The sequence below is a fragment of the Congregibacter litoralis KT71 genome, assembly GCF_000153125.2.
In the GTDB taxonomy this organism is placed as follows: domain Bacteria; phylum Pseudomonadota; class Gammaproteobacteria; order Pseudomonadales; family Halieaceae; genus Congregibacter; species Congregibacter litoralis.
Genome location: NZ_CM002299.1, coordinates 2,975,131 through 2,998,265, shown reverse-complemented (window position 1 = coordinate 2,998,265; position 23,135 = coordinate 2,975,131). Strand labels below are relative to the sequence as shown.

21 protein-coding genes are annotated in these 23,135 nt (G+C 60.1%); 6 read left to right on the top strand and 15 right to left on the bottom strand.

Annotated features, from left to right (window positions below; translation table 11 throughout):
• Positions 1–39: 39 nt before the first annotated feature.
• The 3 genes from KT71_RS13655 to KT71_RS13645 are packed head-to-tail and all read right to left on the bottom strand — an operon-like array spanning position 40 to position 2,750.
• Positions 40–1,056: an NADP-dependent oxidoreductase gene (locus KT71_RS13655; RefSeq protein ID WP_008294785.1), complete on the bottom strand. Its 1,017-nt coding sequence runs from the start codon at positions 1,054–1,056 to the stop codon at positions 40–42.
• 35 nt (positions 1,057–1,091) lie between these two features.
• The gene (locus tag KT71_RS13650) at positions 1,092–2,114 is read right to left on the bottom strand and encodes a hypothetical protein (RefSeq protein WP_008294786.1); all 1,023 of its coding nucleotides are present in this window, start codon (positions 2,112–2,114) and stop codon (positions 1,092–1,094) included.
• A 9-nt stretch (positions 2,115–2,123) separates the two neighbouring features.
• On the bottom strand, positions 2,124–2,750 hold the full coding sequence (locus KT71_RS13645; RefSeq protein ID WP_008294787.1) for a glutathione S-transferase family protein: 627 nt from the start codon (positions 2,748–2,750) through the stop codon (positions 2,124–2,126).
• Between the two features lie 175 nt (positions 2,751–2,925).
• Here KT71_RS13645 and KT71_RS13640 point away from each other — a divergent pair, with 175 nt between their 5' ends.
• Positions 2,926–3,795 carry a crotonase/enoyl-CoA hydratase family protein gene (locus KT71_RS13640; protein ID WP_008294788.1) on the top strand — a complete coding sequence of 290 codons (870 nt, stop codon included), beginning with the start codon at positions 2,926–2,928 and terminating at the stop codon, positions 3,793–3,795.
• 18 nt (positions 3,796–3,813) lie between these two features.
• Here KT71_RS13640 and KT71_RS13635 read toward each other — a convergent pair whose 3' ends face one another.
• The 5 genes from KT71_RS13635 to KT71_RS13615 form a co-directional block, all read right to left on the bottom strand.
• A complete protein-coding gene (locus KT71_RS13635) occupies positions 3,814–5,427 on the bottom strand; it encodes an AMP-binding protein (protein WP_008294789.1) in 1,614 nt (537 codons plus the stop codon).
• Between the two features lie 59 nt (positions 5,428–5,486).
• Positions 5,487–5,963 carry a potassium channel family protein gene (locus tag KT71_RS13630; RefSeq protein WP_008294791.1) on the bottom strand — a complete coding sequence of 159 codons (477 nt, stop codon included), beginning with the start codon at positions 5,961–5,963 and terminating at the stop codon, positions 5,487–5,489.
• Between the two features lie 81 nt (positions 5,964–6,044).
• Positions 6,045–7,451, bottom strand: coding sequence for a DUF1501 domain-containing protein (locus KT71_RS13625; protein ID WP_008294792.1), 1,407 nt, complete (start codon positions 7,449–7,451; stop codon positions 6,045–6,047).
• Positions 7,451–9,223: a DUF1800 domain-containing protein gene (locus tag KT71_RS13620; protein WP_008294793.1), complete on the bottom strand. Its 1,773-nt coding sequence runs from the start codon at positions 9,221–9,223 to the stop codon at positions 7,451–7,453. The genes KT71_RS13625 and KT71_RS13620 overlap by 1 nt, the downstream gene beginning before the upstream one ends.
• Positions 9,223–9,702: a hypothetical protein gene (locus KT71_RS13615; protein WP_008294794.1), complete on the bottom strand. Its 480-nt coding sequence runs from the start codon at positions 9,700–9,702 to the stop codon at positions 9,223–9,225. The genes KT71_RS13620 and KT71_RS13615 overlap by 1 nt, the downstream gene beginning before the upstream one ends.
• 159 nt (positions 9,703–9,861) lie before the next feature.
• Here KT71_RS13615 and KT71_RS13610 point away from each other — a divergent pair, with 159 nt between their 5' ends.
• Genes KT71_RS13610 through KT71_RS13600 form a run of 3 tightly spaced genes read left to right on the top strand, consistent with a single transcriptional unit; the run spans position 9,862 to position 13,196 of the window.
• A complete protein-coding gene (locus KT71_RS13610) occupies positions 9,862–10,545 on the top strand; it encodes a glutathione S-transferase family protein (RefSeq protein WP_023660065.1) in 684 nt (227 codons plus the stop codon).
• Positions 10,546–10,568: 23 nt separating this feature from the next.
• Positions 10,569–12,269, top strand: coding sequence for an amidohydrolase (locus KT71_RS13605; protein WP_023660064.1), 1,701 nt, complete (start codon positions 10,569–10,571; stop codon positions 12,267–12,269).
• Positions 12,270–12,311: 42 nt separating this feature from the next.
• A complete protein-coding gene (locus KT71_RS13600) occupies positions 12,312–13,196 on the top strand; it encodes a phytanoyl-CoA dioxygenase family protein (protein ID WP_008294797.1) in 885 nt (294 codons plus the stop codon).
• 28 nt (positions 13,197–13,224) lie between these two features.
• Here KT71_RS13600 and KT71_RS13595 read toward each other — a convergent pair whose 3' ends face one another.
• On the bottom strand, positions 13,225–14,412 hold the full coding sequence (locus KT71_RS13595; RefSeq protein ID WP_008294798.1) for a glycine C-acetyltransferase: 1,188 nt from the start codon (positions 14,410–14,412) through the stop codon (positions 13,225–13,227).
• Positions 14,413–14,449: 37 nt separating this feature from the next.
• Positions 14,450–15,478, bottom strand: coding sequence for an L-threonine 3-dehydrogenase (gene tdh / locus KT71_RS13590; RefSeq protein ID WP_008294799.1), 1,029 nt, complete (start codon positions 15,476–15,478; stop codon positions 14,450–14,452).
• A gap of 151 nt (positions 15,479–15,629) precedes the next feature.
• Between tdh and KT71_RS19770 the strand changes: the two genes are divergently transcribed.
• Positions 15,630–16,379, top strand: a complete 750-nt coding sequence (locus KT71_RS19770) for a copper resistance protein NlpE N-terminal domain-containing protein (protein ID WP_169729159.1) — start codon at positions 15,630–15,632, stop codon at positions 16,377–16,379.
• A 78-nt stretch (positions 16,380–16,457) separates the two neighbouring features.
• Here KT71_RS19770 and KT71_RS13580 read toward each other — a convergent pair whose 3' ends face one another.
• Together KT71_RS13580 and KT71_RS13575 are read right to left on the bottom strand one after the other, a co-directional pair.
• Positions 16,458–16,874: a DUF1330 domain-containing protein gene (locus KT71_RS13580; protein ID WP_008294801.1), complete on the bottom strand. Its 417-nt coding sequence runs from the start codon at positions 16,872–16,874 to the stop codon at positions 16,458–16,460.
• Complete coding sequence (locus tag KT71_RS13575) at positions 16,871–17,818, bottom strand: glutathione S-transferase family protein (protein ID WP_008294802.1); 948 nt, start codon at positions 17,816–17,818, stop codon at positions 16,871–16,873. The genes KT71_RS13580 and KT71_RS13575 overlap by 4 nt, the downstream gene beginning before the upstream one ends.
• Before the next feature lie 194 nt (positions 17,819–18,012).
• Here KT71_RS13575 and metC point away from each other — a divergent pair, with 194 nt between their 5' ends.
• A complete protein-coding gene (gene metC, locus KT71_RS13570) occupies positions 18,013–19,260 on the top strand; it encodes a cystathionine beta-lyase (RefSeq protein ID WP_202962352.1) in 1,248 nt (415 codons plus the stop codon).
• Here metC and KT71_RS13565 read toward each other — a convergent pair.
• The 3 genes from KT71_RS13565 to msbA form a co-directional block, all read right to left on the bottom strand.
• The gene (locus KT71_RS13565) at positions 19,257–20,012 is read right to left on the bottom strand and encodes a creatininase family protein (RefSeq protein WP_023660063.1); all 756 of its coding nucleotides are present in this window, start codon (positions 20,010–20,012) and stop codon (positions 19,257–19,259) included. The two genes, metC and KT71_RS13565, sit on opposite strands and share 4 nt — an antisense overlap.
• 74 nt (positions 20,013–20,086) lie before the next feature.
• Positions 20,087–21,205, bottom strand: a complete 1,119-nt coding sequence (locus KT71_RS13560; RefSeq protein ID WP_008294805.1) for a glycosyltransferase family 4 protein — start codon at positions 21,203–21,205, stop codon at positions 20,087–20,089.
• A complete protein-coding gene (msbA, locus tag KT71_RS13555) occupies positions 21,202–23,097 on the bottom strand; it encodes a lipid A export permease/ATP-binding protein MsbA (protein WP_023660062.1) in 1,896 nt (631 codons plus the stop codon). The genes KT71_RS13560 and msbA overlap by 4 nt, the downstream gene beginning before the upstream one ends.
• Positions 23,098–23,135: the final 38 nt, after the last annotated feature.

The window sequence follows — 23,135 nt, the reverse complement described above, 5'->3', positions numbered from 1 at the left end:
GTACCATGGATACGCCTTTTTCCCCCGAGGAGATCTGTTCTAGGGCTCTTCCGATACACGAACTACAAGCTTGCCGAGATTTTTGCCGGTAAAAAGGCGTTCCAGTGCAGCGGGGGCTTGCTCGAGTCCCTCCACGACATCGGTCTCGAAGCGGATTTTGCCCTCCATGAGCCAGCCCGCCATGGCTTGCATACCTTCGGGAAAGCGGTCGAGATAGTCAAGGATGATAAAGCCCTTGAGCAGCGTGCGACGCATGAGCAGATTGGCAAAATTGTAAGGGCCGGGCGTGGCATCGGTGTCGTTGTAGCTGGAAATCAGCCCACAGAGGGGCATGCGCGAAAAATCATTGAGGCGCGCAATGACGGCGTCCATGATCTCTCCGCCGACGTTTTCGAAGTTAATATCGATACCGTCAGGACAGTGACGGTTCAGCGCTTCGCCCACGTCTCCGGTTTTGTAATTAATGGCGGCATCAAAGCCGGCCTTCTCCGTCAGCCATTGGCATTTTTCGTCGCTGCCGGCAATACCCACCACGCGACAGCCATGGATCTTGCCGATCTGACCGACCATGGAACCTACGGCGCCCGCCGCCGCGGAGACTACCAGGGTCTCTCCCGCCCTGGGCTTGCCGATATCTGTAAGACCGAAGTAGGCAGTCATGCCCGTCGCGCCGAGGGGGCCCATAAAGGCGGTGAGGGGTAGCCCCGGTATCGCAGGCAGAACGTTCACCAGGTCGCCGGGAATATCGTTGTAGCGTGCCCATTGTGAAAGCCCGGTGTTGACGATGGCACCGTTCTCCACCTGCTCGTGGCGGCTTTCTACGACTACCCCGATGCTGCCGCCGCGCATACCTTCGCCAATCTCTACCGGCGGCAGATACGCATCCGCGTCACTCATCCAGATGCGATTCGTGGGGTCCAGGGAGAGATAGATGGTTTTGACGCGGACGTGACCGTCAGCCAGGTCCCCCAAAGGGCTTTCAACAAGTTCCAGATCGCTGTCTTTGATATCGCCTACGGGACGCGCCCGCAGTACCCAGGTTTGATTCGTGGTCATGGTTTTTCCTTTTTATTGATCACTGCTACGAAAGTTTACAGAACGCTGTCGATCATGATTTCGACGATGGCGGCCGCGGCCCAGGTGAGGGGCGGTAACACGGTAAAGAGCAGAATACGTTTCAGGGCATCCACATCAAAGGGCCAGGCCGGTGCCCGCGCGACACGTTCGCGCATATCCAGCACCGCATCGAGTTGAAACAGCGCGTCGGCGTCCGCCTTCGCAATGTCCCCCTCGGTGATCGCGTCGAGACGAGTATCGAGGGCCGCCAGGGTGGATGCCCGTTGCTCGCGGATCCGCTTGCGAATGCCTCGCAGGGGAAACGCCACGATGCCCACAAGCGGTATCAGGCCGCCCATGACACCGATAAGTACGGGGCCTTCCAGGGGATTTTCGCCGCCCAAAAACAACAGGGCATAGGCGCATAGGAGACTGGTTAGCAGTAAGGCAGGACGGAGCGCTGCAGCCCCAAAAGCTGCATGTCGCGAGGGGCGCAACAGATCAGGTCTGGCGATCCGGCCCAGGGAGGAAAACAGCAGGGCGTTCATGATCAGGGGGGGTACCGTCACGAACATGGCCAGCCACAGGAGCACCGTCGCAATAAACTGCGGCAGGGCAAACTGCCATGAGGATGCCTGGAGGTTCAGTACATAGGAGTGCGCCAGTCCCGCTACGAATCCCAATGCAAGAGCCCGCCAGACCTGCTGATGGGTCAGCCGGGAAAGGGCGTCGCTGGCCCTCTGCACGTCGTCATCGGACCAGGGGATAACACTGCCAAGCTCGCGTAAATCCTGAGCGGCGCCTTCAAATACCGGTCTTGAGAAGCCCGCGATGATGCCCAGGCTGGTGGCGAAAAAAAGCCCGGAACCCAGCAGGTCGTTAAACAGGGCGCGGTTTGCTGGAAACCCCAGAAGCGGCGACATCATGCCGGCGAGAACCAACAGACCGACGAGGGTACCAAAGGCCATGGGATGCAGACGGCTCCATCGCTGCAGCCGCAGGATGGGCAGCTCTGGCGCGACGGCGCGCGCCCTGAGCTTTTCATCGAGCTTCCTCATGAAAGCCCCCTAGCTGCCAAAGGCGTAGGGACCACCCCGTTCAAGGGCGCGTTTGTAGGCAGGGCGGGCGTGAATCCGATCGAGAAAGCCTGCAAGATTGGGGAAGTTGTCCAGACCATATAGAAGCTTGCCCACTTGCGGCACGAAGGATAGCTGTATGTCCGCAGCGCTGAAGGTATCGGCGACGAACCAGTCCTGATCCGCCAGGGCGCGATCCATGAATCCCAGGTGATTATCCAATTCGCTGTTGATACGCGGCTGCAAGGCCTCGCCGCCATCGGGGAGCCGGCCCGTATACATTTTGAGCATCAGTGGCAGCATCGCGCTTCCCTCGGCGTAATGCATCCACTGCAAATAGTTTTCGTAAGCAGGTGTTCCCGGCTCGGGAGCCAGCCGTCCCTGACCGTAGTGGCGGACGATGTAGTCGATGATTGCACCCGATTCTATGACGGTGTTGACCTCATCTGTCAGCACCGGGGACTTGCCCAGGGGGTGAATCTCCAGCAGCTCCGGCGGCGCAAGATTGGTCTCTAAGTCCCGTTCGTAGTTGCGTACCTCGTATTCAACGCCCAGCTCTTCCAGAAGCCAGAGGACCCGCTGGGAACGGGAGTTGTTGAGGTGATGGACTGTAAGCATGGCGACATTCTCCGTTTTTATGAGGACGGCGTATTGTACGCGCTCCGACCGTGGGCATGGACGTGGCCAATCGCAAAAAGCCCGGAAGCCCGGAAGCCCGGCGCTTCCGTTAGCACCCTTGAGTCGCGGTATGATCCTGCCTGAATCCGCATAATGCAAAGGAAGAGGCCCGGCTATGTCCACGGTGATTTATGAAACCCATGATCGCGTTGCAACACTCACGCTCAATCGCCCCGAGCGCCTGAACGCTATCAATACGCAGTTGCCTGGCGATCTGCGGGAGGCCGTGGAGCGGGCGGATGCGGATCCCGACGTACATGTCATTGTTCTTCAGGGTGCCGGGAAGGGCTTCTGCGGCGGCTACGACCTCGTGGAGTACGCCCAGACCCCCGGAGAAATGCACGGCAATCAGGAGATGCCCTGGGACCCCACGCTGGATTACGCCATGATGTCCCGCAACACCGAGGACTTTATGTCCCTCTGGCGTGCCAGCAAGCCGACCATCTGCAAGATTCACGGTGCGGCGGCGGCGGGGGGGAGCGACATAGCGCTCTGTTGCGACATGATCGTGATGGCCGATGACGCGCGTATCGGCTATCCGCCCGCACGGGTCTGGGGTATCCCCACGACGATGATGTGGGTGTACCGCCTGGGCATCGAAAACGCAAAGCGTATGTTGTTCACCGGAGATTTGATCAGCGGTAGCGAAGCGGCAGAAATGGGCCTGATTCAGGCCTCGGTGCCGGCTGAGGATCTGGATGGGGCTGTGGCAGCCCTTTGCGATCGTATCAAAGGCGTGCCGCGCAACCAGCTTATGATGAGCAAAATGGTGGTGAACCAGGCTTACGAGGCCATGGGACTTGCTAACACGCAGCGCTTTGCCAACTTTTTTGACGGCGTGGCGCGACACTCTCCCGAAGGTTTGTGGTTCCGTGAGCGCGCCGTGGACGTGGGTTTTAAACAGGCGGTCGCCGAGCGGGATTCCGGCGCAAACATCGCCGAGGGAGTCAGCAAGGACCTGGGGCCTGCGCGACCGGGTGACTGACCGCAGGAGGAGTCAGCCTTATCCGCCACCCGCGGGCATCTCGCTGTGCTCGCCGTTTTCCCAGCTTTTACGCAACTCGAACTTCTGGATTTTACCCGATCCCGTCATCGGGTAGTTCTCCACCTCATACCAGTACCTGGGGGTCTTCTGCGGTGAGAGATGTTCCCGGAGGTAGGCAAACAGCGTGTCCCGGCAGAGGCGGTTGTTGGGTGCGGGGCGAAGAAAAACGCCGACCTCCTCACCGAGTCGTTCGCTGGGTAAGCCCACCACGGCCACTTCCCCAACGCTGGGATGCTGAAACAGCAGTTCTTCGATTTCCCGCGGGTAGATGTTCTCGCCACCGCGGATAATCATATCCTTCAGTCTTCCCTCGATCTTGCAGTAGCCCCGCTCGTCCATGGAGCACAGGTCTCCCGTGTGCAGCCAGCCTTCGGCGTCGATGGTTTTGGTGGTGGCCTCAGGATTCTCAAAGTATTCGTGCATCACGTGATAGCCACGGGTGCAGAACTCTCCCAGTACTCCCACGGGTTGGGTGGCACCGGTCTCCGGATCCACAACCTTCAGTTCAACGCCGGGCATGGCCTGCCCCAGGGTGTGGGCCTTGTCGTCGATGCTGTCATCGGGGTGGGTCATGCACGCCACGGGGGAGCACTCGGTCTGACCAAATACGATGGTAAAGGGCGCACCGACGGCCGCCTCAAGACGCCGGACGAGATCTGCAGGCACCGTGGAGCCGCCGGAGCAGAGTGCTTTCACAGACGACAGGTCACGTTCAGGAAAGCTCGGGTGCTCCACCATGGCAATGAGCATTGTGGGTACACCGAGCATGGCGGCGGCGCGGTATTCTTCCATGAGCGCCAGTACCAAACCCGGTTCAAAGGCCTCCACGAGCACCAGAGCAGAGCGTTTGGACAGGGCGCCGAGGACTGCAAGCACGCAGCCGCCGGTATGGAACAAGGGCATGATGCCCATGTAAGTGCCACCCTGTGCTGCGCCCATAATGCTCAGGGTGTGGGCGCCATTGTTCACGAGGCCGCGGTGGTGGAGGAGCGCCCCTTTGGGGAAACCCGTGGTGCCCGAGGTGTACTGAATCATGCAGGCATCGTCGGGTTTTACCTCGGGCAAAGCGTGGTCCCCTGCGGTGGCCAGAAACGCCTGCCACTCGTTGAACAGCACGACTTTTTTTAGATCCGGGCAGTCGCCCCGGGCCTTTTCAAGATGCTTTTGCATGGGGTTGCCGCGAAACTCCGGGAGCAGAAACAGCCCCGATGCCCGGGATTGACGGAGCACATACGCCAACTCATCACTTTGATAGGAGGGGTTCACGGTGACCAGGACAATGCCGGCGAGGGCACAGCCATATTCCATGATGATCCACTCGGGAATATTGGGTGCCCACACGGCAACGCGGTCGCCGGTCTCAAAATTTGTAAGAAGAGCGCGGGCTGTGAGTTCTGCCTCTTCGAGGAGCTCGGCGTAGGTCCACTGCCGGCGTTGATCCGGTTTCGGCGTGCCGGCAATCATGGCCAGCGCCTCGGGACATTCGGCGGCGGCTTCCCGCAGGGCATCGCCTATGGTGAGATCTCGGACCGCGGGCTCCACCGGCCCCTTAACATAAGACTCCGTCAGCATTTCTCGTGCTCCTTGTCATTATTGTTTTTTTCTTCGTCGCGAGCAGCCAGAGCCGCCGCTTATTTGTCCGGGTCAACGAGGTTCCGGATTTGCGGTGCGTGCTCCGCAGCCCAACTATCGGTTTTGTGCTTCACCGCATCGCGGAGGGTCGTCATTACGGCCGCCGTGGACATGCCCACCATCAATACCCCGTTAATCGCCTGTATGGGACCCAGAAGTTTCCGCTTCTCGCTCATGACAATATCGCCATAACCCAGGGTCGAAAAATTGACCGCCGAATGATAGAACGCCGTGCTGTATTCGCTGAACTCGCCCAGAAACTGAAACAGCAGCGCCCAGATCGCCACCTGTCCAAGATTGCCAAACATCAGCAAAAACATCACCCCGGAGAGGACCGACATGGTGCCGAGAAAGGAGGCGTGGTCCAGGGCGGATTGGTGACGGGCGTAGTAGAGCAGGGCTCGCGTGAGGAGGGCGATTTGCAGCGCCAGACAAACGGTCATGGTAGCCACGCCCAGAACGAGGTTGATCAACATTAGGAAAGCCCGATAGGAAAACAGGCTGCCAGCATAGAAAAACCCGAGGCCCTTGCCCAGTCCCGGTTGTCCGGGGCTGTTTTATCCTTGAAGAAAGCCCAGGGGCGCGGTGCCGGCCCCGAGGTTCACAAAGCGTTCCACGTTGGGCAAAACCGTGGTGAGATCTGTGGTGCTCACGCCAAACCACAGCGCGAGCTCGGCAAAATACTCATCCACCGAGGTCGTGGGGGCATAAATGCCGCGGCCCACATCCAGGGGGTTGCCGGGATAGATGTCCGGGTAGTCACCATAAAACTGTCCCCCGTTGACCGCACCGCCCATGATGAGGTGATGTCCTCCCCAGCCGTGATCGGAGCCCTTGCCGTTGGATGTGAGCGTGCGTCCGAAGTCCGAGGTGGTAAAAGTCGTGACGCTTTCGGCCATGCCCATAGCGTTCATGGCCGTCTGAAATTCCAGAAGCCCCGCATCGATGGCGGGTAACATGGCCGCCTGGTTATCGATAACATCATCATGATGATCCCAGCCACCCACGGTGACAAAGAATGTCTGGCGGTTGGCGCCGAGGGATCCCCGGGCAGCAATTACCCGTGCGACTTGACGTAATGCCGCGGAAAACGGACCGTCGGAAAACGCCGTGGGAGGCTCGCCCGCAGCGACCAGAGCTTCAACGAAAACAACTTGAGACTCTATCGCCGAGCTCAGCCTTTTACTGTACTCCCGACGGAAGATTTTCTCTTGGCTTGAGGCCAGGAGACTGTCGATGGCGGTTCGCGTAAATTCCCCCTCCTCGTCATTTCCATCGTAGCCGGCCAGCGCCGGCGCGCCATCGCCGCTGGAAGAAATAGCGTAGGGGGTTGAGACACTGCCGCTCTGAAACGTGTTGTTCCCCGCCAGGGACACGTTCATGGAGATACCGTTGGCAGGGTTGCCTCCCTCAAGGATATCGGCAATGCGTCCGCCCCAGCCCTGGGCTATGCGCTCGTCCGATACGGCGGTCTGCCATTGCTGTATCTGGTCGGAGTGGGAGAAAAGCCCCAGGGGCAGTGCCGCGCTCCCGGAGGCCAGGGCAGCGCTGTCCATAGGCGACCGGAGCGTGCCTACGTTGGCCAGGGTGGCGGCCTGTCCGCTCTCAAACAGCGACCGAAGACCGGGCATGCCGGGGTGAAGGCCGAAGCTTCGCCCGGCGCCATCGGTGCCGGGGAGCATCAACAGCGATTCCCGAGGCAGGGCAAGATCGCTGCGGATGTCAGCGTAGCGCCCGTAAAGGTCCGCATCCGTAGGCACGAGCATGTTGTAGGAATCGTTGCCGCCTGCGAGAAGAATGCATACCAGGGCTTTGTATCCATCCTCGCTCTGGGCGCTGGCCTGCCGGGCAAGTCCCAGTTGAAGAAGGCTGGAACCCAGGGTGGCGCTGGCGACGCCGAGGGAGCAGCTGTGCTGCAAAAAACGCCGACGACTCAGTACACGGTCATGAGGTTTTCTCATCATCACATCTCCACCGCGTAGTCAGGCGAAATGAGTAGCAGGTAAGCGGCAACGCGCACCCGCAGCTCCGGATCGTCCAGGAGGGTTACCAGGTCCCGGATGGCGCTGCGCGTATCATCGCTCAGGGTGCCATAGGTGAAGACCGTATCCAGACGCGTCAGGAGTGCCTCCACGTCATCTGCCAGAGGCAGAAAACCATCGAGCGTAAGGCTGGCTTTGGAGAAGGGCGGCTCGCTGAAGTCGTTAACCAGATCGGCCACCACGGCGTAACGCATGAGGTTTGATATCTCGATGATGCTGTTGCTGTTGGTGATCTGGAACTCCGGCGACACCAGACCCTCCGCGGCCAGTTCACCAATGGGCTGATGGTTGGGCGAATAAAAGTTGAACACGCTGGGTGCCGAGAGGGGATGTTGCTGGATCAGTTGCTGGACGAAAAATCCGAAGTTGGCGTAAAAGCCGTCGGGCGAAGCAACGCCCAGTTGGCGCAGCATCGCGGTGTAACGTAATAAGGGCTCCCGGAGCTTTCCAAAACCGCTTTGGGGATCCGGCTCGGCGAGGGCTTCGGGGTCGAGAAGGATCGCCTTGAGAATGGCGCGCATGTCGCCCCGCTCGCCGACGCCGTTGTCCTCAAAAGCGGCACTTACCCGGGCTACATAAGCCGGCGAGGGATTGCTGGTCACGAGACGCTGTATCAGCTGTTTTCCCAGAAAAGGCGAGATGTTGGGGTGCATGAAGAGATTGTCCATGGCCGCCTGGATATCAACGATGCCCTCCTGACCTGCCGGCACGGTCACGCCGTTGAGCAAGCGTTTTTCGCCGGGTTCATGGAAGGCATCAAACATTCGCATGGGCTCGGAAAAATTGTAGCGATCGCTACCGAAGCGGTTGTTGTTCCCACCCCAGGACAGTCCCGTGTAGATTTTGGCGAATTCCCGGATATCGTCGTTGTCATAGGTAGGAACGGGTTGCCCCTGCTCATCGACGACCTCGCTGCCATCGGGGTTGAGCTCAAAAAGGCCGATGGAGAACAGCTGCATGGCCTCCCGGGCGTAATTCTCATCGGGAAAGGTGCCGCTCTCAGGATCGCTGCGGGCATTGTTGAGATGGCTGAGGTAAATGCCCATGGCGGGATGGAGGGTGACGTCCTCCAGGAGCGCCCGCACGTTGCCAAAGGCATTTGCGAGGAGCATGTCGTAGTAATTGCTTGTGCCGTAGGGACTCAGCAGCAGTGCGTTAACCTCATCGGAAATCACAAAGATCTGGCTCAGGGCGTAGGCCACCCGCTGTCTCAACTGGTCTTCGCCGGTGATGGTGTTGTGCCACCAGGCTAGCCTGCCGAATACCGCCGAGAGATTATCGTTATCTTCCCGTGCTGCCAGTTCGTCAAACTCTCCCGCGGCTTCCCGGGCCAGGAGCGTGTCCACAACGGCGTCGTGAGAGGTGATGGGGAGAGCAAACTGTTCGTCTATCCAGGCCTCGGCGCCCTTGGCGTCTATGGATTCAATAGTGGCGAAATCCGACCCGAAGGTCGCCCGGGACGCGAGGCGCGAGGCGTTGTTGATGCCCTGGAGCTGCGCCGGAAAATCCTCCGAAGGCTCCTCACTGACCGGCGGTTCTTCCGAGGGCGGTGTAGGCGTTGCAGGAGGTGAAACCGGTGCCGCCACCGGCGAGGAGGGGGAGCTGCCGCCGCCGGATCCACCGCCGCAGGCCGCGAGCAGTACAAATACTGCGGCCAGGCACGCGTTTCTAAAAAGCGGGCCGTGGCGGGTCATTACTCCGGCTCCTCCAGCCAGTCATCATCGTCATCAAAGGGCCGCTCCTCCGCTGCGGGCGTCTGGGTCGAGGGATTCAGAGCGGCATTGCAGGCGTCGACCGCTGGTTGTGCGGCCCGATAGCTCACCGCCAGCTTTGCTTTAACCGCGAGTCGCGCCGATAGTCCGATATCGTCGCTGTAAAGCAGCTGGGAGCTGAGATCCCGTGTGCTCTCGCTCATGGGAATCGCGCAGGCGTGGAGGGGAAGCACCGTTTCCAGCTCGTTCAGGAGGCTGTCGGCATACATAAAGATCTCCCGCGTATCATCAAAGTACATATAGTCCACCCGTCCATCAGCGTCGAGATCGGAGATGCACAGAACGTAGATGAAAAAGGATTCGCAGCGTTCCACACCGGGAGGACGGCTGTCCTCGGGCGTACTGACGCAGGCGGAAAGCCCAAGGGCAAAAAGTACGGCTGTAAAAAAACGAAACACCATAGGAGGCTGTCGGACATCCTGTTGTCGGCGGGGGAAACGAGAGACAGCAATATGATAGTGGGTTGGGGCATGGGTTTCCTAGCTGCGTTTTTGTTTTTATCAGCGACCTCTACGCAGAACTTGCGCTAAGCTGTCGAAAAAATTTTACAAAGGTGAGCTATGGCGGCAGCCCCTCAAGAACCACCGCTATTGATCTGCGGCAATCGAAACTACTCCTCCTGGTCACTGCGTGCATGGTTAGTCCTGCGCAAGGCCGCTGTTGATCCCGAGGTGGTGGTGTTGCCTATGGATACACCGGAGTTTGAGGCACGCATTGGGGATTATTCACCCACCCGCAGGGTCCCGGTGCTGAGGATGGGGAGTGAATGCATTTGGGACTCCCTGGCCATTGCAGAGACGGTGAGCGAACGCTTTGGGGATGTTCCCTTGTGGCCGGAAGATCCCCAGCTCCGCGCGCTCGGGCGTGCCATGGCCGCCGAGATGCACAGTGGATTTTCCGCATTGCGCGAAGCCCTGCCCATGAACTGTCGGGCAAGGCAGCGATCCGTGGAGGTTTCTCCACCGGTAAGTAAAGACATTCAGCGCATCGAGGCGCTCTGGGCTCAGGCAAGGCAGCAGAGCGACAGCAGCGGCTGGCTTCTGGGAGACTTCAGTATTGCCGACGCCATGTTTGCGCCGGTGGTGTTGCGATTTCGCGCTTACGCACTGGATCTCTCGGACACCACGCGATCCTATTGTGATCACTGGCTCAAGGACGAGGACCTGCAGCACTGGATAGGCCTGGGGGAGCAGGAGCCCTGGGTCATTGATCACGAGGAAGTGGGTGAGCCCACGCTTGAATAACACGACGGGAGAGGAGAGCCACAATGAGTGTGCGTAAACGGGTTTTGGGCTCCGTGGGTACGGTGTTACTCGCGGCGTGTCCGGCGCTGGGTTTCGGCGCAGCGGACACGGTTTTTTTCGGAGGACCGGTTATCACCATGGACAGCGATGGCCGGGTGGTCGAGGCGCTCGCCGTGGAAGATGGGCGTATCATTGCGGTGGGTGACAGGGCGAAGGTGCTGGCGCTTGCCGATGAGGATACCTACCGCGTTGATCTTGACGGTGCTCCTTTACTGCCCGGTTTTGTGGACTCCCACAGTCACGCAAACTTTATCGGGCTGCAGGCCCTGAGCGCCGATATTCTGCCGCCCCCGGACGGCGGTGGCGCAAGTGTCGCTGACATCCAGAATATTCTCCGTGAGTACCTTAAATCGGAACCCGCTTTGCTGCGAGAGCTGGGCTGGGTGATCGGTTTTGGTTACGACGACTCGCAGCTGGCAGAGCAACGTCATCCCACGCGCCAGGAAATGGACGCGGTTTCCACGGAAGTGCCGATCCTTCTTATCCATCAATCGGGACATCTGGGGGTGGCGAACAGCCTGGGTTTGAAAATGGCCGGGATAGGGCCCGATACGCCGGACCCCGACGGCGGCGCGTTCCGGCGAGAGAGTGATGGGAAGCAACCCAACGGTGTCGCCGAGGAATACGCCTTTTTCCATTTGATTTTTTCGGCACTGGCCAAGAGCACGGACGAGCTCCAGGACCGAATGGCGCTGGCCGGCGCCGAGACTATGGCCCGCTATGGTTACACCACTGCCCAGGAGGGTCGGGCGAATCCCGAGGGCGTGGCAACGCTGAAACGCGTTGCAGACCGCAACGCCCTGGCCATCGACGTCGTAGCTTATCCGGACATGTTGATGTTTGAGGATGTCCCCGTCTCCCGGGATTATAACCACCGCTTCCGCATAGGCGGCGTGAAGCTCACCATCGATGGCTCACCCCAGGGGAAGACGGCCTGGCTCAGCCATCCCTATCACGTGCCGCCCCAGGGCCAGGATGAGGACTACCTTGGCTATCCCGCTATCGACGTCGAGACCGTCAACACGAACGTCATGCGCGCCTTCGAAAACGGCTGGCAGATCCTCGTGCACTCCAACGGGGATGCGGCAACCGATGCCCTCATCGGCGCCGTGCGCGCGGCACGAAAAAAGTATCCCTCAGTGGAAAACCGCCCCGTATTGATTCACGGTCAGGTGCTGCGGAAGGAGCAGGTGGCGGCCCTTGACGAGTTGCACATCTTTCCGTCGCTGTTTCCCATGCATACTTTTTACTGGGGAGACTGGCATCGAGACTCGGTGCTGGGTCCCGAGCGGGCACAGAATATCTCGCCCACGGGTTGGGTGCGGGAGCGGGGCATGATGTTTGGCTCGCACCACGACGCGCCCGTGGCGAACCCCGATTCCATGCGTGTCCTTGCCGCGACGGTGACTCGCACGACCCGCAGCGGCGAGGTTCTGGGGCCCCAGCACCGGGTGGATGTGATGACCGGATTGCGGGCCCTGACCATCTGGCCCGCCTGGCAGCACTTTGAGGAAGATCGCAAGGGCAGTCTTGAGGTCGGCAAGCTCGCTGATCTGGTAGTCCTCTCGGACAATCCCCTGAGCGTTGATCCCGGTGATCTTGAGGATCTCACGGTGCAAAGCACCTACAAAGAAGGGCAGCTGGTGTATCAGCGCGATCAATAGAGTGATGGAGGGCCGGATGCTTTGGGCAGCGGGAGACAAGGGATGATCCCTGCGGGAACCCCCGCGGATTTTGGCGCGGACGTCTACGCGCCGTTTACGCGGTCACGGGCTGATGAGTCCCGGGAAGATTTGCAGGCGCGGTTCCACAAAGAGGGCTATTTGTACTTCCCCCGGGCCCTGAGTGATCGGGTGGAGCCCCTGCTACGGGATATGCTCGCTGTCCTCGCGCCGCATATCCACTGGGATGAAAATCTCGCTACGCCCGTGCTGGCGGGAGAGCCCTTTTTTGAAAGTGACCCCTTCTGGGACGCGGTCTATCCCGACATTCAGGCCCTGGAGTCCCTACACCAGCTTTTTCACGGGGCAGAGGCCCAGCGCTTGATGAGGCTCGTGGCGGGGGAAGAGACCTTTGTTTATCCCATGAAAATGGCGCGTATTGCCGCACCACGAAAAATCGGCTTTGAGACACCGCCCCATCAGGATGCCTTTTCCCATCATGCGGGGCCGACCATGGCGGGCATCTGGATCGCGCTTCACGATGCCGACGAGTCCATGGGGCGTCTGACGATACTGCCGGGCTCCCATGCCGGAGGAGTGCGGCCCGTGTTTGAGGCCAAGGGCGTGGGCGGCGTGCAGTGCGAAATTTATCCCGATGAGACTCTCTGGCATGTCTCGGATGTAGGCGCAGGGGACGTGATCATCTTTCACTCCCAGACCGTGCATCGGGCGCAACCCAATATCGACAAGCGGCGGGTGCGCCTCAGCGTGGACACGCGATTCTGTGATTACGGCGCGCCGGTGTTCTCTACCAATCTCGAGCCGCACCACGGTTGGCGTATTCCCGGTCTGGACTGGGAATACGTTTACCGTCACTGGAGCTCCCCGGAGCTGTGCTATTACTGGCGGGAGTATCCTGCGCTGTTTTAATCGGCGCTAGGGGACTCAAGTCCCTCCCTCAGGCCAGCTTGTTCCGCGCGGACACAAAGGCCGCGATGGCACGGTCAAGATCTGCGCGGGTGAGGGCTGCGGAGAGCTGCGTGCGTATGCGGGCCTGACCTTTCGGTACCACGGGAAAAGAAAACGCCACTACGTGAACGCCCTGGGCTCGAATATGCTCGGCCATTGTCGCGGCGAGGCTGGCGTCGTGGAGCATCACGGGCACAATGGGGTGATCACCGGGGAGAAGCTCAAAACCTTCGGCTTCCAGCGCTTTTCGGAAGTAGGTCGAGTTTTCCTTCAGCGCCGTGCGCAGCCCGGGTTGTGTTTCCACCAGCTCGAGCGCCTTCAGAGCGCCGGCCACGACGGGGGGCGCCACGGTATTGGAGAAGAGGTAGGGCCGTGAACGCTGGCGCAGGAGTTGGACCATTTCTCCCCGCGCAGCGGTAAAGCCGCCGCTGGCACCGCCCAGGGCCTTGCCCAGGGTGCCGGTGATGATGTCCACGCGATCCATGCACTGGTGGTATTCATGGGTACCGCGTCCCTGCTCCCCCAGAAAGCCCGTCGCATGACAGTCATCAAAGTGCACCAGGGCATCGTACTTGTCGGCCAGATCACAGATACGATCCAGCTTTGCGATGCTACCGTCCATGGAAAATACGCCATCGGTGGTGATGAGCTTGAAGCGGGCACCTGCGGCGTCGGCGGCCTGTAGCTGCGCCTCGAGGTCGCCCATATCGTTGTTGGCATAGCGGTAGCGCTTGGCCTTGCAGAGCCGCACACCGTCGATGATGCTCGCATGGTTCAGGGCGTCGGATATCACCGCGTCCTCGGGGCCCAGCAAGGTTTCAAACAAACCACCGTTGGCGTCGAAACCCGAGGGATAAAGAATGCAGTCTTCTGTCTGCAAAAATGCCGCAAGGGCTTTTTCCAGATCTTTATGCACGCTTTGGGTGCCACAGATAAAGCGTACGGAGGCCATACCGTAGCCCCACTCGTCCAAACCTTTGGCGGCCGCCGCTTTCACGTCGGGATGTTCCGCAAGCCCGAGATAATTGTTGGCGCAGAGGTTCAGGACATCCTGATTATCGCCGGTGGTGACATGGGCGCCCTGGGCGCTGGTGAACTCTATTTCATCCTTGTAGAGGCCCGCATCGCGGATGCCCTGGAGTTCCTGTTCGAGGTGCTCCTTGAAGTTGCTGTACATAGCTAGGATCCTTGCATGTCGTGGGTGGACGCCGCCTTCAGTCGTCCCAGTTCAGAACAACCTTGCTCGCGCTGCCGTCGTTCATGGCGGCAAAACCCGTTTCGTAGTCGCTGTAGGGCATGCGGTGGGTGATCACGGGACTGATGTCCAGACCCGTTTGAATCATGACGGACATCTTGTACCAGGTTTCATACATCTCACGACCGTAGATCCCTTTCAGGGTTAACATATTGAAGATCACCCGGCTCCAGTCGATGGCCGTATTCTCTGAGGGGATGCCGAGCATCGCAATTTTTCCGCCGTGGCAGAGATGGCTGATTTGATCGTTAAGCGCCTGAGGGTTCCCGGACATCTCCAGCCCCACGTCAAAGCCCTCGCGCATACCGAGCTCCTCCTGCACATCGACGAGGGACTCGTTGGCGACGTTGACGGTGCGCGTCGCCCCCAGTTTAGCGGCGAGCGCCAGGCGTTCGTCGATGACATCGGTAATCACGATGTGTCGGGCACCGGCGTGACGACAGACGGCAGCGGCCATGGAGCCGATGGGGCCGGCACCGGTGATGAGCACGTCCTCACCGAGGAGATCAAACTGCAGCGCCGTGTGTACGGCGTTGCCGAGGGGATCAAATAGCGCCGCCACATCCAGATCAATACCCGGAGCGTGCTCCCAGACGTTGGACATGGGGAGCGTCAGATACTCGGCAAAGGCGCCGGGTCGGTCGACACCAATGCCGCTGTTGTCATTGCACAAATGACGTCGGCCCGCCATGCAGTTACGGCAGCGCCCGCAGACCACGTGACCTTCGCCGGAGACAATCTGCCCGGGTTTGAAATCATTGACGTTGCTACCGACATCCACAATCTCGCCCACAAATTCGTGGCCAACCACCATGGGCACGGGGATGGTGCGCTGAGCCCAGTCATCCCAGTTGTAGATGTGCATGTCCGTGCCGCAGATCGCCGTTCGACGAACCTTGATAAGGACATCGTTGATGCCCGGTTCCGGTTGGGGCACGTCCTCGAGCCAGAGCCCTTTGGCCGCCTCTTTTTTGACTAAAGCGCGCATGCTATTCCAATATAAGAGAATTATTCTTCTATTTTGTCTTTCCTGGCCCCCGGGTGCAAGTCTGCGGCAAAAGTAACCGCCCTATACATCGGCGCTTGCGCCTGACCCGTGATGAATGAATCATAGCCCTTCTATGTTTGGGTTTGATTCTATGCCCCCTATTTTGTCCGACTCCCGTGGACCGATGACCCTCTTTCCCAGCGCGCTTCTGGCCCTCTGTCTGCTATGGGTGCTGCCGTGCCAGGCAGCGGGCGCAGAGCCATCGGCTTTTGCCCTTGAGGTTCCTGCAAGTTTTAAGGGCCGTCTGCCCTGCGCGGATTGTCCCGGCGTGCTCTGGCACCTCGATCTCTGGCCCGAGAGGCGTTTTCATTTACGCCGGGAGTATGTGGATAGAGAACATCTCGCCGTAGCGCTGGGCCGATGGCGTTACGAGGGCGACGGGCAGCGCCTGGTATTGCAAGGGGCGGGACAGGGAGGGATGTATTTCTCCGTGGTCAGTGACGAAACGTTAGAGATGCTTGACCGCGAGGGTAAAGCTATCAAGTCAGATCTTAATTATGCCCTGCAGCGCCAGGGGGTGTTTGAAGCTGCCGAGTTCCCCGTGTCCCTGACGGGGACTTTTCGGTACTTTGCGGACGCTGCCAGTTTTACCGACTGTGCGACGGGCTATGCCTATGCCGTCGCCATGACCGGGGCGTATCTGGATCTTGAGCGTCGCTACCTCTCTGCAACTGCAACTGCAACTGCAGCGGGGGGCGCTCCATGGCTGGTCGATATTGACGCGGAGTTGCGCAATATAGCCGCCATGGAAGGCGAGGGGCGTAGGCAGTCCCTGATCATCAATCATTTTCGCGAGGGGGAAGGCGAGGCCTGCCCTGACGGCGAAGGCTTTGTGCCCTGAGCCCCGAACCTGGGTCTGGGCGCCCTGACTGATCGCGCTTTTTACCTGCGGTTCCAGCGCATAAACTCTGGAGCTTGCCTAGCCCGCGAAACCGTCGCCGGCGTCATCAACACCAAAGCGAATCAAACGGCTGTCGTCCACCGCGACGCTGCGGTGTATGACGATGGCCTGGTAATCAGGATTGGTCACCATGGCCAGAAATGCCCCGGCATGGGGGTAACGCGCCACAAAGGCTATGTCCCAATGCTTGTCCGTGGGGCCCGTGAGCATACATTCCTGATGGCCCCGCCAGAGAATCTCTCCGCCGAGCTCGCGAAAAATCGGACCACTGTACTCTCCGTAGCGGCGATAGGCCTCGGCACCGCTGCAGGTTTCTCCGTCGGGGTAGGTGGCGGTTTCCTTGAGACGAATGAGGTTGAGCATCATGATGGGCGTGTCTCGCGGCAGCGCCTTGAAGGCATCAAACTGTGCGCGGCTGGGATCGATATGTTTCATGGCGTTTCTCCTGCAAGGGATAGTTCAAAGCCGTAACGGGGGAAGTGTACCTGGAGGTCGCCGGCCCGCTCGTCGCTCCGGGCGACGACAATGCGCCGGTCATCGACGTGAAGTAGAGACCCCGTCACCGGCTGTAAACCATAGTCCGTGGGGAGAACGCTGACCATGGTACCCGGAGCCATCCCCACTGCGGGATCAATCTTTGGCTCTTCGATCCTCCGGGGATTGCTGTCTCGGGCGATAGCGATGGCCTCCTCACTGGAGAGGGTTTTTGCCACGGGCGCCGTGCTGAAACCGCCCATCCGCTCAAGCCAGGCGTTTACCTTCGGAACACCTTCAAAGTAGGGGCGTAAGACCTCCTGGCGATGTACAAACCAGCACAGGTGCCAGGTGGAAAAGTCCAGAATGTCGGGTGCGTCGCCGCCTAAAAAGTGCTGACGGTCCAGGCTCTGGTCCATGGCACGGAGGTGCTCACGGAACACCGCTTCGGCGCGAGGCAGGGGCACCGCAAGACCCGGGCTACCTTTGGTGAATGCCGCCCGGTCTTTGACAAAGGCCTCGGCGGCGCCGGGGTCTTTGAAGCGCGGATTGGCCGCGAGCGCTCTAGGCTGAAAAACCAGACCGACACAGACGCGGAAAAACTCGCTGTCGGTCCAACGTGCCGCTGCAACGGCCTGCGCCAGCCCCGGGCCTCGGAAGATAGGGTTTTCAGGGCTGTGGTCTTCGATGACGGCTGCAATCAGGGCCGTGTCGCAGTAGATATCCGCGCCGCGTTGCATGATAGGTGTTCTGCGGTAGCCGCCGGTTAATGCCACGAGGTCCGGCTTTGGCATGATTGCCGGTATATCGACGCTTTGATAGGGAAGACCTTTAAAGCCAAAAATGGCACGGATCTTCTCTGAGAAAGGGGAGTCCGCGTATTGATGAAGAATGAGCTCACTCATGGGCTGTTTCCCTTAAAAAGCCTACTGTCGCAGACGGGGGTTTGGCCGTCCAGAGGTACTGGTGGAAACCCACGGGGCAGTGCTAGCCTCTGTTCCGTCTTCCTTGAGCCGCAGGCGCTGCTGTGGGTGAAAATGTGAAGAAGAACTCAGAGCACAACTCAGAGCACAACTTAGAGCACAACTTGGAGAGGGACGTGGAGAAGGATGTGGAGAAGAACGTGAGCAACGATGTGACAGAGCAGTCCAGTCCCCCCGCAGCCGATGCTCGGCATCTGAACACTCGTATTGTCCACGCCGGTCGTCCCGACCCCCGGGTGGTCAATGGCCCCGTTTTTCACGCGTCAACGGTGCTGTTTGAAAACTACGCGGCGCTCAAGGCGCGGGAAGCGGCGCCCCTGGATCGCGAGCATATGTATTACGGGCGCATGGGAACACCGACCACCCGAGCCCTGGAAGATGCGATTTGCGAGCTCGATAACAGCGTGGGTGCGGTGCTCGCTACCTCGGGCACGGCCTCTATTGCGAGCATCCTCAACTGCTACCTCTCTCCCGGTGACCATCTGCTGATGGTGGACAGCGTTTATGGCCCCACGCGGAAGTTTTGCGTGGGCAGCCTGGCCCGCCGCGGGGTGCGCACAAGCTTCTACGATCCTCTGAAACATGAGTCCCTGGAGTCGCTCATCGATGACAGCACGCGCATGATCTTCATGGAATCCCCGGGATCGGCCACCTTTGAGATTCAGGATGTGCCGGCGATTGTCGCTGTCGCGAAACAGCACGGTTTGCTCACGGCCATCGACAATACCTGGGCCACCCCCCTGCTGTTTAACCCCCTGGATTTCGGTGTGGATCTGGCGATGCAGTCGGGTACGAAATACCTCAACGGGCATGCGGACTGTCTTTTTGGTGTGACCACGATGCGGAGTCCCGAACTCTATACCCAGCTTCACCATCACACCCTTGCGCACGGCATGCATCTTGCGCCCGATGATGCCAATCTGGCCCTCCGGGGTTTGCGAACCCTCGCCGTGCGCATGGGCGTTCATGACCAGGGTGCCCGGTGCGTCGCCGCCTGGCTGGAGAAGCAGCCCCGGGTGCGTCGCTTACTGCATCCCGCCTGGGAGTCCTGCCCCGGGCACGCCATCTTTGAACGGGATTTCCAGGGCGCTAACGGACTCTTTGGCATGGTGATGAGGCGGGAGACCGAGGAGGCACTGGCCGCCTTTGTGGATGCCCTGCAGCTGTTTGGCGTGGGTTTTTCCTGGGGCGGTTTTGAGAGCCTTTGTTTGCCCATGCAGGCCACCCGTAACCTGGCCAGTGTTCCCCTCGCTCATGACGAGGGTCTCGTTCGATTGCATATCGGCCTGGAGCACCCCGAGGACCTGATAGCGGACCTGGCCCAGGGCTTTGCGGCGATGGACGCCGTGACGTCTTCGTCCTAATCCTCGCAACGGGCGAAGGCAAGAAAATCCTCACGCAGGGCGTTGGCAGCCGCGGCTATGATTTCTTTGCCTGCAGCAACCGTCGCCTGGGTGGGATCCGAGCCGATGCGGCCATCGGCATAGCGACGACGATAGTCGTCCGCATCGCTGAAACCACCGCTGGGCGCTACCTTGGGATCCAGGTCCAGATTTCGAACCTGCTCGGGATAGGCCGCGTAGGTCACTGCCACCTCCGAGGCCGTGGCGTGGGAGCCCTCGTTCTTTGGATGAAGACGCCGGCAGGTGCTCATGACGCCGGGTAGTTCCCACCAGTTGCGCTGCTTCATTTGCAAGGCCGGTATGTCCGAATCTGCCCCTGCGAAACTGCGCTGTGCATAAACTTCAGCAAAGGCGGCGGCAATCGTGGCCACATTGCCCCCGTGGCCGTTGAACCAGTAAATACGCTCAAAGCCGTGACGGCGCAGGGATGTGCTCCAGTCAGCGATGGCAGCAATCATGGTGCTGGGTCTGAGGGTCATGCTGCCGGGAAATCCCAGGTGATGCTGGGCGCAACCGACAGAGAAGGTCGGGCCGATCAGTATCTCCGGGTCCTCGGCGGCCGCGGCTTCGGCGATCACCGTGGGACAGATAGCATCCGTGCCAATGAGCCCCGTGGGACCATGCTGCTCCATGGATCCGATGGGCAATAGAATGCTGCGACTGCGCTCAAGATAGGCTTCGACGTCACACCAGGTGGATAGGGCCATTAACATGTGGGACTCCTGTAAGCGTTTTCTATTGTGGTGCCTGGGTTGTAGAGATGCCTGCCGCGCAACGGGGATCTGTCTCAAAGCGCCCGCGGCGCCGAGAGAAGTTCCTCATAGACGCTGAGGGTGTCTCGCGCCATGACATCCAGAAGAAACTGCGTATTACGGCGCGGAGGGGCGACCTGTCCCGAGAGAATCGCGGCCACCTGGGTCGCCGCTGCCGCGGTGTCCCGCACGGGCACCGCCCCCCGGGGATACAGGGCCGAGAGTATTTCTGCGACGCCGCCATGGTCGTAGCCCACCACGGGCCGCCCTTCACTGAGAGGCTCGAGAACGGTGCGCCCGAAGGATTCCGGCTGGGTGGACAGGGACAGAACAACATCGGACACCGCGTAGATGTCGCGCAGATCGCCGCGGTGGCCCGCAAAGGTAAGATGTTCCTCGAGTCCCCGTTCTTTCACGGCCTGGTAAATTTCCCGCGCATAGGCGATGCGCTTGGGGTCTTCACCGCCAACGATGAGGCCGTGGACGGGCTGCCCTGTCTTGCGCAGCTGTTCAATGACATCGACAAAATCGTGGTGCCCCTTGAGTCGCGTGAGGCGTCCGGCCATGGTGACCACGCGCTGATCCAGCAGTTGGGGGAACTCGCGGTACCAGTCCGAAAGCCATTGTTCCGCGGGCTGATGTCCCCGGGGGAACTCCAGGGGATTGATGCCGCGATAGATGAGCCGTAGTTTGTCCGGATCGCAGCGTGGGTAGTTCTCGAGCACATAGTCCCGAATGGATTCGGAGACCACGATGATCCGCTCGCCACAGGTGACGATCTCGCTATAACGGCTGACGGAGTGCATGCCATGCACCGTCGTCACAAGACGGGGGCGGGTAGCGGGGTCCATGCCGCGCCAGGCAAGCCAGCACAGCCAGCCGGGCATACGTGAGCGCAGGTGAAGGATGTCAAAGTGCTGGGAGGCCAGCCAGCGCCGGAGAGGGCGTACGTGCCGAAGGCTTAGGGGCGATTTTTTGCCCAGGGACCAGAGGACATGGTCCGAGCCCTGCTTTTGAAGACGAGACACCATGCGACCTCCGCCGGAGAGCACCGAGGAGCTATGGCCCGCCTGCACAAGCGCTCTGGCAATATCCAGAGTGCCCCGTTCAACGCCGCCGGTGTCCAGGGCGGGAAGTACCTGAAGGACTTTCATCCCTGGAGCTGCTGTTGATAAAGCTGCGCGTAGAGCCCCTGCTGCGCGAGGAGTTCTCCGTGGGTGCCTAATTCCACCACGGAGCCCTGATCCATGACCGCGATGCGGTCAACCTGCTCTACGGTAGACAGGCGATGAGCAATGATAATGGCCGTGCGACCGGCCAGGATGCGCTGGAGAGCCTGCTGAATGAGCTTTTCGCTTTCGGCATCCTGCGCGGAGGTGGCCTCATCGAGGATGAGAATCGGCGCGTCCTTGAGAAACGCCCGGGCGAGGGCCAAACGCTGCCGCTGCCCGCCGGAGAAGTCATCGCCTTCTTCCCGCAAAATAGTGTCCAGCCCCGCGGGCAGGCGCTGGACGAAATCCAGGGCATTGGCCTGGGCCAGGGCCTCGTTGATCGCCTCGTCATCGGCAGTCGCCAGATCCCCATAGGCAATATTCTCGCGCACGCTCGCTGCAAACAGCGTGGTGTGCTGGCTCACAAAGGCGATTTGCCGGCGTAGCGTCGACAATTGCAGGGATTCCATCGCCTCGCCATCCAGCAACAGGGTGCCCTCGGGCGGCGGATACTGCGCTGCCAATAGATTTACCAGGGTGGTTTTACCCGAGCCTGAGCGCCCCACCAGGGCCAGGGTTTCTCCCGGCGCGATGTCCAGGGAGATATCGTGGAGGGTGTCCTCCTCAGCGCCGGGGTAGCGGAAGTGAAGCTGCTTCAGAGTGAACGCTCCCTTCGCGGGGCCGTCCAGGGTTTTACCGCCCGGGTTCTCGGGACGCTGATCCAGGACGTCGAAAACGCTTTCGGCGGCGGCGATACCACGCTGGATACGGGCATTCACCTGGGTCAGCTGACGGAGGGGTTTAGCGACGAGACTGGCGGCGGTGATGTAGGCGAGAAACTGCCCCGCATCCATGCTCCCCCGAAGCGCCGGGTCCAGGCCAAACCAGAAAAGTCCCGCAAGAGCGGTGTAGGTCAGCCATTGAATCACCGGTGTGCTGATTTCATTGACCCGCGCGAGTTTGAGGTCCTGGCGCAACGCGTAGCGGCTACGCTCCTCGAAGCGCGCATTTTCTGCAGCGGTGCCGCCGTAACCGCGAACCACGGGGAAGCCACGGATGGCCTCTGCGGCGACCCGGGTAATCCCTCCCATGGAGTCCTGAATACGGCGGCTGTACTTTTTAAACTGTGAGGAGGCGAGACTGATGATGCCGCCGATCACCGGTGCCAGCACGACAAACAGCAGCGACAGTTTCCAATTGAGATAAAAGATATAGCTCAGAAGCGCGATCACCGTGAGCCCCTCGCGCACAATGACTTTGATGGCGGTGGAGGCCGCTGCGGCGACCTGCTCGATATTAAAGGTGATGAGAGAAATGAGCTCGGCAGAATTGCGCTGCGCTAAATAGGCGGCGGGCAAATGATTGATGTGCGCGAACACATCCAGGCGCAGTTGATTCACCACGTGTCGGGCCACATAGGTGATGTAGTAGCTGCCAAGGTAAGAGCCGAGGCCGCGCACGGTCACAATGGCGATGAGCGCAAGGGGCAGAAACAACCGGACATTCTCCGCCTCATTCAGGCCGAATTTTTGCTCCCAGCTGCGAAGATTGTCCGAAGCCATAATGCCAGCAGTCCCCAGGGGGCTGCCGTCGAAAGCGGCGGGCAGATACTGCATCAAACCGGCAAACGCGGACTGGGTCAGGGCGTAAAGCACAAACCCCAGCATGCTGACTAAAAACGCCGGCCACAGGGGACGCACATAGCGTAGGAGGCGACCATAGGTCTTGAGGCCGTTCTCCGATTGCGGTGTAGGAGCTTGTTCCGTGTCTTTAGGCAAGGGCATTAACTGACGCTGGCGATGTGTCATTGTACGGGATGCGCGTCGGTCGGGCATCTGCATTCCCGGACTTTGCTAGACTGGATTTTCCAATT